This window comes from Pseudomonas bananamidigenes (genome assembly GCF_001679645.1).
In the GTDB taxonomy this organism is placed as follows: Bacteria; Pseudomonadota; Gammaproteobacteria; order Pseudomonadales; family Pseudomonadaceae; genus Aquipseudomonas; species Aquipseudomonas bananamidigenes.
On record NZ_LRUN01000010.1, the window covers coordinates 11,360 to 24,914 of the forward strand.

Annotated in this window: 11 protein-coding genes; 2 read left to right on the forward strand and 9 right to left on the reverse strand. The window is 59.1% G+C overall.

Features of this window, described 5'->3' with window-relative positions; all coding sequences use genetic code 11:
• Positions 1–2: 2 nt before the first annotated feature.
• The 8 genes from BBF94_RS04650 to BBF94_RS04685 form a co-directional block, all read right to left on the reverse strand.
• Complete coding sequence (locus tag BBF94_RS04650; protein ID WP_065257877.1) at positions 3–1,352, reverse strand: HlyD family type I secretion periplasmic adaptor subunit; 1,350 nt, start codon at positions 1,350–1,352, stop codon at positions 3–5.
• Positions 1,349–3,133, reverse strand: coding sequence for a type I secretion system permease/ATPase (locus BBF94_RS04655; RefSeq protein WP_065257878.1), 1,785 nt, complete (start codon positions 3,131–3,133; stop codon positions 1,349–1,351). Before BBF94_RS04655 ends, BBF94_RS04650 begins: the two co-directional genes overlap by 4 nt.
• A gap of 205 nt (positions 3,134–3,338) precedes the next feature.
• Positions 3,339–3,764: an AprI/Inh family metalloprotease inhibitor gene (locus BBF94_RS04660; protein ID WP_176704414.1), complete on the reverse strand. Its 426-nt coding sequence runs from the start codon at positions 3,762–3,764 to the stop codon at positions 3,339–3,341.
• A 92-nt stretch (positions 3,765–3,856) separates the two neighbouring features.
• Positions 3,857–5,320, reverse strand: coding sequence for a serralysin family metalloprotease (locus BBF94_RS04665; protein ID WP_065257879.1), 1,464 nt, complete (start codon positions 5,318–5,320; stop codon positions 3,857–3,859).
• Positions 5,321–5,717: 397 nt separating this feature from the next.
• Positions 5,718–6,803 (reverse strand): polyamine ABC transporter substrate-binding protein, encoded by a 1,086-nt coding sequence (locus tag BBF94_RS04670; RefSeq protein ID WP_065257880.1) that lies wholly within the window; start codon positions 6,801–6,803, stop codon positions 5,718–5,720.
• 56 nt (positions 6,804–6,859) lie between these two features.
• Positions 6,860–7,204, reverse strand: coding sequence for a cupin domain-containing protein (locus BBF94_RS04675; protein WP_065257881.1), 345 nt, complete (start codon positions 7,202–7,204; stop codon positions 6,860–6,862).
• A gap of 30 nt (positions 7,205–7,234) precedes the next feature.
• Positions 7,235–8,641 (reverse strand): NAD(P)/FAD-dependent oxidoreductase, encoded by a 1,407-nt coding sequence (locus BBF94_RS04680; protein WP_065257882.1) that lies wholly within the window; start codon positions 8,639–8,641, stop codon positions 7,235–7,237.
• Positions 8,642–8,692: 51 nt separating this feature from the next.
• Positions 8,693–9,508: a helix-turn-helix transcriptional regulator gene (locus BBF94_RS04685; protein ID WP_065257883.1), complete on the reverse strand. Its 816-nt coding sequence runs from the start codon at positions 9,506–9,508 to the stop codon at positions 8,693–8,695.
• Between the two features lie 264 nt (positions 9,509–9,772).
• Here BBF94_RS04685 and BBF94_RS04690 point away from each other — a divergent pair, with 264 nt between their 5' ends.
• The gene (locus tag BBF94_RS04690) at positions 9,773–10,045 is read left to right on the forward strand and encodes a DUF1652 domain-containing protein (RefSeq protein ID WP_065258018.1); all 273 of its coding nucleotides are present in this window, start codon (positions 9,773–9,775) and stop codon (positions 10,043–10,045) included.
• Between the two features lie 55 nt (positions 10,046–10,100).
• Here the strand turns inward: BBF94_RS04690 and BBF94_RS04695 are convergent, their stop codons facing one another.
• The gene (locus tag BBF94_RS04695) at positions 10,101–12,575 is read right to left on the reverse strand and encodes a UvrD-helicase domain-containing protein (protein ID WP_065257884.1); all 2,475 of its coding nucleotides are present in this window, start codon (positions 12,573–12,575) and stop codon (positions 10,101–10,103) included.
• A 280-nt stretch (positions 12,576–12,855) separates the two neighbouring features.
• On the opposite strand from BBF94_RS04695, the gene BBF94_RS04700 reads away from it, so the two are divergent.
• The gene (locus tag BBF94_RS04700) at positions 12,856–13,551 is read left to right on the forward strand and encodes a pirin family protein (RefSeq protein WP_065257885.1); all 696 of its coding nucleotides are present in this window, start codon (positions 12,856–12,858) and stop codon (positions 13,549–13,551) included.
• Positions 13,552–13,555 lie beyond the last annotated feature (4 nt).

Sequence of the window (13,555 nt, forward strand, 5' to 3'; positions counted from 1 at the left end):
CCTTATTCTTCAGTCAATGCGGAGCCGGCCCGGTCGAGCAACGGTTTGAACAGGTAGTTGAGAAGTGAACGTTCGCCCGTGCGCACGAACATTTCCGCCGGCATGCCCGGCTTGATCACCAGGCCATTGAGCTTCTCCATGGCCTGATCGCTGACACTGCTGCGCAACACGTAATACGGCGCACCGGTTTTCTCATCGACCATCTGGTCGGCGGAAATCAGGCTGACTTCGCCCGCAACACGCGGTGTCTTGCTCTGGTTGAACGCGGTAAAAAGGATGTCCACCGGCAGGTGCGTGCCGACCTTGTCGATCAGGTTGATCGGCAGGTGCCCTTCCACTTCCAGGCGAGTGCCTTGCGGAACGATCTCCAGCAGGGTTTCGCCCTGACGCACCACCGCGCCTTCGGTGTGTACGCCGAGATTGACGGCGACGCCGTCCGAGGTCGCAAGGATTTCGCTGTGTTGCAGGTCGAAACCGGCGGAGGTCAGTTGCTCGGACAGCGTGACGCTTTTGAGTTGCGCATCCGCCAGTTGGCTGCGGACTTCTTTCTGGTATTCCTCGCCGTGCTGTTGCAGTTTCAGGCGCGATTCGAGAATGCCCTGCTCCACACGGCCGCTTTCACCGGTGTTCTCTGCCAGCTGTTGCTGTACTTGCGACAGTTGACGCTGATATTCCATCAGACGGTTGCGCGGAATGTAGCCGTTGTCTGCCAGCGGTTGCAGGTTGCTCAATTGCTGCTGCAAAGATTGCGCCTGAGCATTGAGGTCGGTACGGGCGCGGCGCATGCCGGCCAGTTGCGCCGTGGCACCTTCGATACTGGCACGCAAGGCGGCCTGCTCGCGGGAGAAGGCTTCACGACGGCTGCTGAACAGTTGACGCTGGCCTTCCAGCACCAGCGCCAGGCGCGGATCGGTGCTGTCGCTCAGTTCCGGTGGAAACGTCACCTGCTTGAGGTTGTCGCGCTCGGCCTGCCAGCGTGCCACGCTGGCCCAGGCCATACGGTACTGGGCCTGCAGCGATTGCACGTCGGCGGCGACCTGTGTCTGGTCGAGGCGGAACAAGGGCTGGCCCTGCTTCACGATCTCGCCTTCGCGCACCAGAATCCGGCTGACCACGCCGCTGCTCATCGACTGCACGGCCTTGCGCTTGCCGGAAACCACCACCGTGCCTTGCACCGGAATCCCCTGATCCAGCGGCGCCAGGGCCGCCCAGGCAAAGAAACTGCCGGCGCCGGCGATGGCGAGAATCCAGCCCATGCGGGCGAAAAACTTCGCGTCGCGCTCCGGACGTTCGGTGATGTAGGCGTGTTCCATGGTCGCTTCGTTTTCTGTGTTCATGCTCGCGCTGCTCATACACCCGAATTCCTTGTCGAGGGCTGGTACTGCCGGCTCATGCTGAGCCCGCCCGGTGCCTGCGCGGTTTTTTCCGTTTGCTGGGGCTGTTGCGGCGGGTTGCCGGACAGCGCCTTGAGCACGTCATGGCTCGGGCCGAAGGCTTGCAGGCGACCATCGTTGAGCACCAGCAGCTTGTCGGCCTGGGCCAGCACCGAGGAACGGTGCGTCACCAGGACCACCGTGGTGCCCTGCGCCTTGAGTTGCACGATGGCGCTGGACAGCGCCGCTTCGCCGACGGTATCGAGGTTGGAGTTCGGCTCATCCAGCACCACCAGGCTTGGCGTACCGTAAATGGCCCGCGCCAGCGCCACACGCTGTTTCTGGCCGCCGGACAGACCGCTGCCGTCCTCGCCCAGCTGGGTGTCGTAACCCTGCGGCATGCGCAGGATCATTTCGTGAACCCCGGCCTGTTGCGCGGCGGTCACGACTTTCTGCGGATCGGTCTCGCTGAAGCGCGCAATGTTTTCGGCGATGGTGCCGCTGAACAGTTCGATATCCTGCGGCAGGTAGCCGATGTACGGACCAAGTTGATCGCGGTTCCAGCGGTGGATGTCGGCACCGTCCAGGCGCACCGTACCGCCCAGGGTCGGCCACACACCGACCAGCACCCGCGCCAGGGTCGATTTGCCGGAACCGGAGGCACCGAGCACGCCCAGCACTTCACCGGCCGCCAGATTGAAGTTGATCATGTGCAAGGTTGCCGCACGTTGCCCGGGCGGGCCGGCGCTGACTTGTTCGAAGGCGATCTGGCCTTTCGGCGCCGGCAGCGCCATGGCGTCGTCGCTCGGCGGATACGCCTGCAACAGGGCATCGAGACGGCGATAAGCCAGCTTCGCCCCGCTCCACTGTTTCCACACGGCGATCAACTGGTCGATCGGACTCAGCACCCGACCCATGAGAATGGAGCCGGCGATCATCATGCCGGCGGTCATGTCGCCCTTGATCACCAGCAAGGCTCCCAGCCCCAGCACCAGCGATTGCAGGCACAGACGCAAGGTCTTGCTCAAAGAACTGATGACTGCGCCAGTGTCACTGGCCTGGTTCTGCAAGCCGAGGAAACGCGAATGCACCTGGAACCAGCGCTTGCGCAGCGAGCCGAGCATGCCCATCGCCTGAATGGTTTCGGCGTTGTGCAGGTGGCTGGTGGCCAACTGGCTGGACTTCTGCGAGAAACCGGCGGCTTCGCCCAGCGGAGACTTGGTCATGTATTCATTGAGGCACGCCAGCGCGATCAACAGCGCCGCACCGGCAGTGGCGAGCACGCCGAGCCAGACGTTGAACAGATAAATGACAAACAGATAGACCGGGAACCATGGCGCATCGAAAAACGCGAACAGCGCAGGCCCGGTGACAAACTGGCGAATGTGGGTCAGGTCGCCCAGAGACTGGCCGGCATTACCCTCGCCCTTGAACAGGTTGCGCTCGAACGCCGCCTGGTAGACCCGAAGGTTGAAACGACGCTCCAGCTGGCTGCCGATGCGGATCACAATGAAGCTGCGCACCACTTCCAGCAGACCGATGAACGCGAAGAAACCGACGACCATCAGCGACAACATCGCCAGGGTGGTTTCGTTTTGCGAAGACAGCACTCGGTCATAGACTTGAAGCATATAGATGGAGGGCACCAGCATCAGCACGTTAATCAGTGCGGTAAAACACCCGACACTGATCAGAATGCCTTTATAGTCACCCAATGCCTTGAATAAGGGAGCGGTGGCCGGGGCCTTCGCCATCTTCATTGTTTATTCCTGAAATGATATTTCCCGCCATACTTGGCGAGTCTTCAATTAATGAGCCCGCGCTCATGGCGGGACATACACCAACAGTATCCGCTTACACTTCAATAACAACTTCCGCTATAAAACCGGAATCCTTGATTATTAAAGCCCTGCTTATAACTGTAACGGACTGCCTTATATTTAAACTGTGTATCGATCCCGGCCATCACGGCTGTTTCGCCGCCCGTTCAAGGGTAATTACCAGGCCCGACTTCAAAGTACTCAGATAAAGCCCATCACGTTGTCGGCTGAAGAACTGGATTCTTGAGCCCTCCTTGCCGGTGATCGAGAGCCCGTCCGGATCCGGAAACCAGCCGGTGGCGGTCTCCTGCAACCACGCACTCAGGCAATCGGCACCCTTGCCCAGGACCTGATTGGCCTCAAGGTCGACCACACAGGTATTCGACGGTTTGTCCTGCATCGCTTGTGATTCGGGGCTGTCGCCGCGGGCGCTCAAGGTCGCCTGCCACGGCCCGGCAAATACCGATGGATCTTCGAGTCTCAGGCTGCTTGCCATGGTTGTTTCTCCATACATCATCAGCATCGGCAACAGGTACGCCGCCGCTTTGCGGGTAAAAGCGAATTGGATCATAGGAAATTTCACTCCGGCGCGTAGCCTTGCTTACCGGCCAAGGCGATGCAAGTGAAAGAAAGCGGCGCATGACACGCCGCTTTCCCGTTACATCACGCCACGATGTCGCTGTACGCCGCCTGGCCAACGGTGCTGACCTGGAAGTCCGCCACGCCATGCCCGGAGAAGTCCACCGACAGCAGGCTGTTGCCGCCCGAGGTGGTCAGGATCGCGTCGCCCGCCGCACCGGTGAAGGCGCTGACGAAATGCAGGCCTGCACCTTTGGTGATGCCGGTCAGGTCGATTTTGTCCAGACCGCTGACGAAATCGAGGATCTGATCGATTGCACCCGGCTTGGAATCGGAGCTGGCGGCGAACACGAAAGTGTCCGAGCCCGAACCGCCCCACAGTTTGTCGGCGCCGCCGGCCCCGTAGATGATGTCGTTGCCGGCACCACCCTTGATTTCGTTGGCTGCGCTGTTACCGATGATCAGGTCGTTGCCCGAACCGCCGATGGCGTTCTCGATGGTGACGCCCTTGGCGATGGACACGTTGCCCACCAGGCCGCCCACGTCGGAGAACGAGGCTTCATTGAGGTTGATCTTCTGGTTCTGGGTGAAACCCGAGAAGTCGAAGGTATCCTTGCCACCGGCATCCCACACCGAGAACACCAGCTTGTCCGCCGACGAAGTCGCGCTGAGGAAGTCGCGACCGGCGTTGGAGTTGAAGCCGTAGGTGGTGTCACCGGTACGGGTGGACATGTTGGCGCCGTAGAGCTTCTGGATGGCGGCGATGTCATCCATCAGCGGGCCCGAAGCGTAGGCCTCGACACCGCCCTTGCTGAAGTTCTGGCTGGTGTTGCTTTCACTCCAGTAACTCATGAGGCTGTAACCGCGGGTGTCTTGCCCGTAGGTCGCGTCATTGTAGGTCGGGTTGCCATTGCCGGCGTTGTAGTCGCCGGGGTGAGACAGGCCCAGGGTGTGGCCGATTTCGTGGGTCAGTGTCTGACGCCCGTAGTTGTTCACGCCCGGGGTTTTGTTGACATCGTATCCACTGCCGGTCAGGTACCAGGACTGACCGTCATAGCCTGGTTCGGTACCTGGCAGGAATGCGAATGCCGCTGCGCCTTCCTGACCGCCGCTGTAGTTACCGAAGGTCATGTGGCCGTCGCCACCTCTGGCGGCTTCGGTAAAGGTCACGTTGGCGACGTCGGCCCAGGATTGCATGGCGAGCACCGCCTGGGCTTTTTGCAGGGCACTGAACTGACTGAAACCGGTGACGCCCAGTCCACCGAAGTTGGCGGTCTTGGAGGTCAAGAAGGTGTAGGTCAGTTCGATCTTGCCGCTACCGTCGAGATCGTGCCAGGAGGCACCGTCGCGCAGCAGCTGAGTGGCGGCTTGATCCACCGTGAAGGAGGGTTTGCCATTGACCGTGAGGTTGCCGCCACGATCGTACTGATGGCTGAAGCTATTGATCTGGTTGTACGCCGAGCTGGTCGCAGCCAGAGGTTGTGGCGCCGCGTTCAGCTGGAAAAGCTGTTCGGCGGTATCAATAGCATTAGCTTTTACTTTCGACATAAACACACTTCCTTGTTTAGCAATGGAACAGTTTTTGTCCGATAGCGACAACCTCTGGCGAGATTGTCCTATCACTCGCCCAATGAAGGCGTAAGAAACCTGACACAATTTGAAATCTGTCGTCTAGCGTTTTTTTCGAGATCAAATTGAACTATTCCGGGAAAGCCCCGTAAACAAAGCGCATGCCGCCGAAAGAATGTTGCAAGTATGGTGAGTTTGCCTAATTGTCTGACGATTTCTTATTTAAATATTAAATATCGGTAAGTTTCCTTTTGCTGCACGCGTCTCACTTTTCTGCACTTTATTAGTGCAACGCCATTGAAGTGACATCAGTCAGATAAACACTTTTATTATGAGAGCGAAGAAACTCGCCCTCATAATTGCAATTCCTGAAACTTCAGCTACCGGTGCGGATCTTGTTCCACACCCGCGTCCGGATCCGGTCGATATCCAGGGGCATTGCCTCGAGCGCAAACAGCTTGCCCATCATGTCCGGGCTCGGATAAACCTTGGTGTCATTCTTGATGGCCGGGTCGATCAGAGCGTCGGCCTGCTCATTGCCGTTGGCGTAATGCACGTAGTTGCTGATACCGGCCATGACCTCCGGCTGCAGCAGGTAGTTCATGAAGGCGTAGCCGGCCTTGGCGTCCGGAGCATCGGCGGGCATGGCGACCATGTCGAACCAGATCGCAGCCCCTTCCCTGGGAATCGCGTAACCGATATCGACACCGTTCTTCGCCTCTCTGGCGCGGTTTTCCGCCTGCAGGATATCGCCGGAGAAGCCGACCGCTACGCAGATGTCGCCATTGGCCAGGTCACTGGTGTACTTCGACGAGTGGAAGTAGCTGACATAGGGCCGCACTTTCATCAGCAGCGCTTCGGCCTTCTTGTAGTCCTCGGGATTTTTACTGTGATGCGGCAGCCCGAGGTAGTTGAGCGCTGCGGGAAGCAGCTCCGGGCCGTTGTCGAGGATCGCCACGCCGCACTTCTGCAGTTTTTGCATGTTTTCGGGCTTGAAGATCAGATCCCAGGAATCCACCGGCGCGTTATCGCCCAGCACGGCCTTGACCTTGGCGACGTTGTAGCCGATGCCGGTGCTGCCCCACAGGTAAGGAAAGCCGTGTTCATTGCCCGGGTCGTTGGTCTGCAAGGCCTTGAGCAACACTGGATTGAGGTTTTTCCAGTTCGGCAACTGGCTCTTGTCGAGCTTCATCAGCGCCCCGCCCTGAATCTGCCGGGCCATGAAGTGGTTGGACGGAAACACCACGTCGTAACCGGATTTGCCGGTCATCAGTTTACCGTCGAGGGTCTCGTTGCTGTCGTAGACGTCGTAGGTCACGCCGACGCCGGTGGCTTTTTCGAAATTCTTCGCGGTGTCCGGCGCAATGTAATCGGACCAGTTGTAAACCTTGACCGTGTCTGCGGCGTGGGCAAGGGAAACCGCGAGCATCATGGGTGCAAGAGCGAGGGTCTTTCGGAGCATGGATCGATTCCTGTATTGGCTATTGTTGTTGGCAGGCAATCAAAAGGATCAAGCAATCAGAAAATCAGGACGTAGGTCTTGCGCACGGTCTCCTGGATGTCCCAGATGCCGAGCGTATTGGCCGGCAACATCAGCGCGTCGCCACCTTGTATGTGCAGGGTCTCGCCGCCGTCGTCCGGAGTGAACGTGCAGCGCCCGGAAATGAAGTGGCAGAACTCCTTGGCGGTGATCTGCCGCCGCCAGCGCCCGGGCGTACATTCCCAGACGCCGGTTTCGACGCCGTCATCGCGTTCGACGCTGGTGGTCGAAGCGATGGCGACCGGTGTGCCGATCGGTACGGCGACCGGATTGGAGTCCTCCAGCTGCAACGCGGGGGTGTTCTTGAATTGGGTGATGCTCATGGCGTTACCTCGTCAGGAGTAAAACAATGTTCAGTGCATGAAACCTTCCATGAACCCGGCCACCCGACTGGCAAGCCTGCGCCGCCAGGGCGCGGTCGCCGGGTTGGCCAGGGTCTGGTCCTCGTGGACAAAGCTTTTGATGATCGCGTTGTAGCCGAGCCAGCGGCACGGCTCCGGCTCCCATGCCCGAAGTGCATGGATCCCGCCGTCCGGCAGCACCCAGGGCTGGCGCACCAGTTCGGTATCGCGCTCGAGAATCAGATCGGCCAGGGTGCGCCCGCCCAGGTTGGACGCGCCGACACCTTCCCCGCCATAACCGCCGGACAATGCGATGCCGTTGGCCCGATCGCAGAGCATGTGCGGCCTGAAGTGCCGGGACATGCCGAGGTTGCCACCCCAGGCGTGGGTGATCGTGGTGTTTTTCAGCTGCGGGAACAGTTCGCCGAACAGGTAGCGGCGCAGTTCCACCTCATCCCGGGTCAGGTCGAAGTCATGGCGCAACCGACCGGCGAACTGATAGCCGCCACGAGCGCCGAAAATCAGCCGATTATCGGCACTGCGCTGACCGTAAGTGACCTGGCGGCTGAACTCACTGAAGGCCTGCCCGCGATCAAGACCGATTTCGTTCCAGGTCGCCGCCGACAACGGCTCAGTGGCGACGATCAGACTCTGTACCGGCAATTGATAACGGCCCAGCGGTGCCAGGGTGACTGAATAGCCTTCGATGGCCGGGACGATCCAGCGACTGCGCACACTGGCCTTTTCGGTGCGCAGACTGCCCGCCTGCCAGTGGGTTACGGGACTGTTTTCGTAGACCTTCACGCCCATGCCCTGAACGGTGCGGGCCAGACCGCGCACCAGCTTTGCCGGCTGCAGGGTTGCGACATGCGGTGCGTAGATTGCGCCATAAGGCTTGGCAACGCGGATCTGTTGCGCCAGTTGCTCGCGACTGAGCCAGCGATAGTCATCGTCGGTCAGGCCTTGGGCATGCAATTTTTTCAGATAGGCACGAAGACTGGTTTCCTGCTCGGGATAGCGGGCCGCACAGTACAACACCCCGCCTTTGCGATAATCGCAGTCGATGCCTTCGCGTTCGAGGACGATCTCCACCTCATCGGGAATGCTGTGCAGCAAATCGTATGAGGCCCGACGCTGCTCGGGTGACAGTCCCGCCAGCAAGCGATCTTCGCCGAGCAGATTGCCCATCAGCCAGCCACCGTTGCGACCGGATGCCCCAAAACCAGCGGTTTGCGCCTCGACGATGGCGATGTCCAGCCCCGGTGCCAGCTTCTTCAGGTAGTACGCCGTCCACAACCCGGTATAACCGGCGCCGATGATCGCCACGTCGACGTCCAGGTCTTGCTCCAGGGCCGGGCGCGCAGTGAGCGGCTCGTCGAGTTGGTCCATCCACAAACTGATAGTGCGCCACGCCGGCATGCAAGACTCCGCCAATCCAGATTTCGATGGCGTCGATCCTAGTGGTTGATCTCAGGGGATGTCTTGCGCGCGTGCCCGCAAAGAAATTTGTTTGACGTAGGCTTTGGGCGACTGGCCGGTGTGCTGACGAAAACAACTGTAGAACGCCGAAAGTGAGTTGAATCCGGCGGCGAACGCCAGTTCATCGATGCGCAGCGGCGGCATGGCGCCGTCCAGCGATTGCAGCAAATGTTGCAGCCGGGCCTGGTTGACGTAACGGTAGAAGCTCTGCCCCAGCACCTGATTCAGCAGATAGGAAATCTGGTTGCGGCTGTACCCGCACTCCTTCGCCACCCGCTGCAGGTCCAGTTCGGGATCAAGGTACGGCTGCTGACGCTGAAAATACTGCTGCAGATCGTCGGCCATGAAGCTCAGCTGACGGGGTGACAGCCCCAGGCGGCTTGCCGCCGGGCGCTGGTTTGTCATCGGGGCACCGGCACTGTGTTCGCGTACCAGCGAGGCGTATTCGTTGACGCGCCAGATTTTGGCGTCCCTGACCGTGATCGCTTCACTGGAACGAAACGACACCAGGCCGTTACCGCCACGCAGCGTCACTTCGTACTGGATGAACGCAGTGTTGCCATCAATGCGAATGCGGTCGCAATGCTCCAGCGCTTCGTCGGATTCCCGAGGCATGCTGACACGAACGTACTCACGCAATTCATCGAGGCCGAGCACGCGATTCTGGAAAAAATCGTTGTACTGGATGTCCGGGTGATACAGCGCCATGACGCCGTCCAGATCCCGGTGTTTCCAGCACAGGTGATAGCGCATGACGGTATCAGCCGTGGCCCGGGTCTGTTCCGGACCGTCATCGTCGGCGTGCATAAAAGGCTCTTGAAGAAAAGAACCGAGCTTGCCCAACTTCCCGAACGACATCAACACGCCAGGAATGATGGCACTTTGGCGATAGTTTGATCGACTGTGACTTACATCAAAAAAATCCCTGCAATTGCCAAACGGCCTGAAAAATCTCACAGGCTTTTCACATTCAGATGCTACTTTTAAGGACAGTCTCCGGTTGAGCCAATGAGGGCTCTTCCCACCTACCATGAGCAAACGGAAGTGCTCGATGAAGAAGGCGGGCAACACATGAACAATGGATCCAGCAAAGTCACGTTCCCCAACGCCTGCCAGCTGATGCGCTGGCATTTTCACCCCATGGGCTTCGAAGCCACGATGGATGCGCCGGGCAGCATGATCGCCCGCCTGTTCGATCGGGCCAGTGGTGAAACCATGATCGCCATCGCAGGCATACCCTGTGCCACGGTGATGAACGCGGCCGATGTCGAGCGAATAATCGAAGCGGTCGAGGATGAGCTGGAGGCGTTCATTCCTTCGGAATCCTTGAAGAATTACGCCTAGCTCATTGATTTAAAACAAAAAGCCCGCGATTACGCGGGCTTTTTTGTTGTTCGATTCAAGCGCTTTTCTGTTCCGGTCGATGATCGAAAAAGAACGGCTTGCTCCTGGCGACCCGGTCTGAGGCACGCGGCATGTTCACCGCCTGAGCATCCTGCGGCTCGACATACCAATAGCAATGACTGACCGCACGGGTGATACCGACATAGGCCAGACGCAGGACTTCGTCTTTCTGCGCGCTGTCGTAAGGCTCGTTGTCGCCCGCCTTGCCCAGCCCGGCCATTCGGTAAACCTGATTCTTGTAGGGCGAACTGGTGAGGTGCTGGCAATCACCCAGCAGGAACACCGCGTCGGCCTGCAAGCCTTTGGCGCTGTGATAGGTCAGTTGTTTCAGGCGCCGGGACTCATACGGCAAGCTCGAATCAACATTAACTACAGACTGAATATGCTGCTCTATCAACGACTTATCGCTACTTTTTCGATAGAGCATCAAGATTGAATCACCCTTTGCATAGTGCTCTGACAGTCGCAGGCCGAGGGCCTGATCGTCGCGTTCCAGCACATTGACCGGTTGCAACGGCTTCTCCTCTCCAGCGGCTTTGGCTTTTTTGCCGGGGATCGCCGGCGCTGCACGAACGATGTGTTCGGCCGCGTCAATGATGTGCTGATGGCTGCGATAGTTGTCGCTGAGCATCACTCGCGTCGTGCCGGGCGAGGAAAACGTTTTGTTGAACTCCATGAAGTAGCTCGGCGAACTGCCCCGCCAGCCATAGATCGACTGCCAGTCATCCCCCACGCACAGCAAAGAAGAACGTTGCGCCCCGCGTCCGACGTGCATGGCCGGGCCACGGCTGCGAATTTCTGCGAGGCTGGCACGGATCCACGAAACGATCTGCGGTGAAACGTCCTGAAACTCGTCGATCATCAGGTGCGACAAGGGACGCAGCAGCTCATCGCTCAGCAGCTTGAGGTTTTCCGGCGAATGCTCGCTGAACAGCGCGAACATCCGGTTGTAGGTCATGATCGGTGGCTTTTGATCGAGCAGATGGTCTTCCAGCGCACGCCAGAACAGACTCAAGGCCTCGAAGAAAAACCGGTCGGGGTCGTCCTTGGCGAAACTCATTCGGCCAACGGCGTCCGGCACATCCAGGCCCAGGTTCTCGATAAAGCCTGCGGCGGCGACGAAACAGTCAAGCAAAGGTGCAGACGCAAGCTCGCCCTTGACCTTGTAATCGAACCCCGGCCCCGCACTCGCATCGCCAGCCAGAGATGCCAGAACCCGCCGAGAAGCCTCGTAACTATCCAGCCAAATCAAAGGCTTACGACAGAAAGCTTGAAACAGGGTGCGCTTGACCGCCCATTCCGCCCGAACCGTGAGTTTGGCATTTGGACGACAAACCTGAGGGTTTTCCCGAGGATCGAAACCCAGAATGACCCAGGCATCGAGACTCGGTATATAGCCGTGACAATGGAAAGTGGCGCCGTTGATCTCAAAAGCCTGGCGATTCGGCTCGACCCCCTGTATCGGCCAGGCCCCCGCGCGAAACCACAGGTCTTCGATCACATCGCACAGTTCTTCGTCGCGCCTGGCAGCCAGTTCGGTCACCGCCACCCGCTTCTGTACATCCGGGTGATCGCGTTCCAGCTCCTTGAGTTGCAAGGCATGCCGGGACAAAGGCTGAATCAGCTGGCGAAAACGCTCGTTTTCGGTGTAGAGACGGTGATAACAGGCATTGAGCTGCTGACGCTGAGCGTCGTTGATCCGCAGATCGAACGGATTACTGTCGACATCCTCCTCGGTACCTTGCGACCGATGGCTCAGATTTTCAAAGGCCTGCAAGCGCTCGAACCCCGGCAGGCTGCGCACCATCGGCAGAATTCGCGAGTGGAAGGTGCGCACCAGATCCCGGGCGGTTTTCTGGCTGATGACCTGCCCCCACAGCGCAAACAGTTCGATCAGCTTATTGATGAAGTCCTTGCGTGATTCCCGGGTGAAGGTCACCACGGTCATCGAGTCCAGCTCAAAGCCCAGATAGTGCGTCAGCAGCAAAATGCGCAACACCAGCGTGGTGGATTTGCCTGCTCCGGCGCCAGCGACGACCGAGGTTGAAGGCGTGTCGCTGAAAATCATTTTCCATTGCGCTGCACTCGGCTGGGCGTGAGCCGGCAATAAACGTGCGACGTCCGCTTTCATGCGCTTCTTCAGTTCAGCGGTGAGCGGCAGGCGCCAGTCATCGAACAAGTGGTCGTCAATGGCCGGCGCGGGATGCTCGGTGCTGCGGCTGTCGCGGATCAACAACACCTGACGCCCCTCTTCCAGCCCGTCGGCCTTGCCTTCCTTGTAACCGTATTCGACACCGGCCGTGTGACCGCTGCGAAAACCATCGGCCTGACCATGCAGCCACGACGCCCGGTGCTGTGCACGCAACTGCGTCAGGCCATGACCCAGGAAACGCGCCGCCAGTCGCTTGAGCCATGACATCTCGGCCAGGGGACGAAGTTCGGGAGGAAGATCGGGGGTGTGTTGCGCCACGCTGACGGACTCCAGAGTGTGAGGCTGTTGAGGGGCTATGGTGTCTGCATTTGCCTTGGAGTTCTAGCGAAATGCTTACAGGTCATTGGCTTAGGCGATGAACTGAAGGCTGGATGAGAGCGATTCGAGGCTTTAAACATCTAACCATTCGATTGGAATCCCGCAATTTTTACGCTTTTTATCGATCATTTCCTGATAGATGATGAGCACCATCAATCACGGAGGTCGCTTCAGGGCCAAGGCCGGAACGCCCCATGACGAACCTGATGAGGAGAAAAACATGCTTGAACTCAGACCCTTCAGCTCGCTGGGCGGCGCCCATCACGGCTGGCTGGATGCCCATCACCATTTTTCCTTCGCCGAGTACTACGATCCGCAGCGCATGAGCTGGGGCAATCTGCGGGTGTGGAACGATGACATCATCGCCCCCGGAACCGGATTCCCGACTCACCCGCACCGGGACATGGAAATCATTACTTACGTGCGTGAAGGTGCGATCACCCACCAGGACAATCTGGGCAACAAGGGCCGCACTGAAGCAGGCGACGTACAGGTAATGAGCGCCGGCACCGGCATCGCCCACAGCGAATACAATCTGGAAGCCACTCCTACCAAAATCTTCCAGATCTGGATTCTGCCGACCGAAACCGGCGCACCGCCCTCCTGGGGCGCCAAACCGTTCCCCAAAGGGGATCGCGAAGGTTTTGTGACGCTCGCCAGCGGCAAGGACGGAGACGACGAAAGCCTGCGGATTCGCGCCAACGCCCGCCTGGTAGCCGCCACGATCAAAGCCGGTGAAACCGCCGAGTATCGACTCGATACCGGGCGTCGTGCCTACCTCGTGCCGGCAACCGGTGCGATTGAAGTCAACGGCTTGCGTGCGCAAGCCCGGGACGGTGTTGCGGTGAGCCACGAATCGGTATTGAGCGTGACAGCGCTCGAGGACAGTGAAATCGTGCTGGTGGACCTGGCCTGATCGG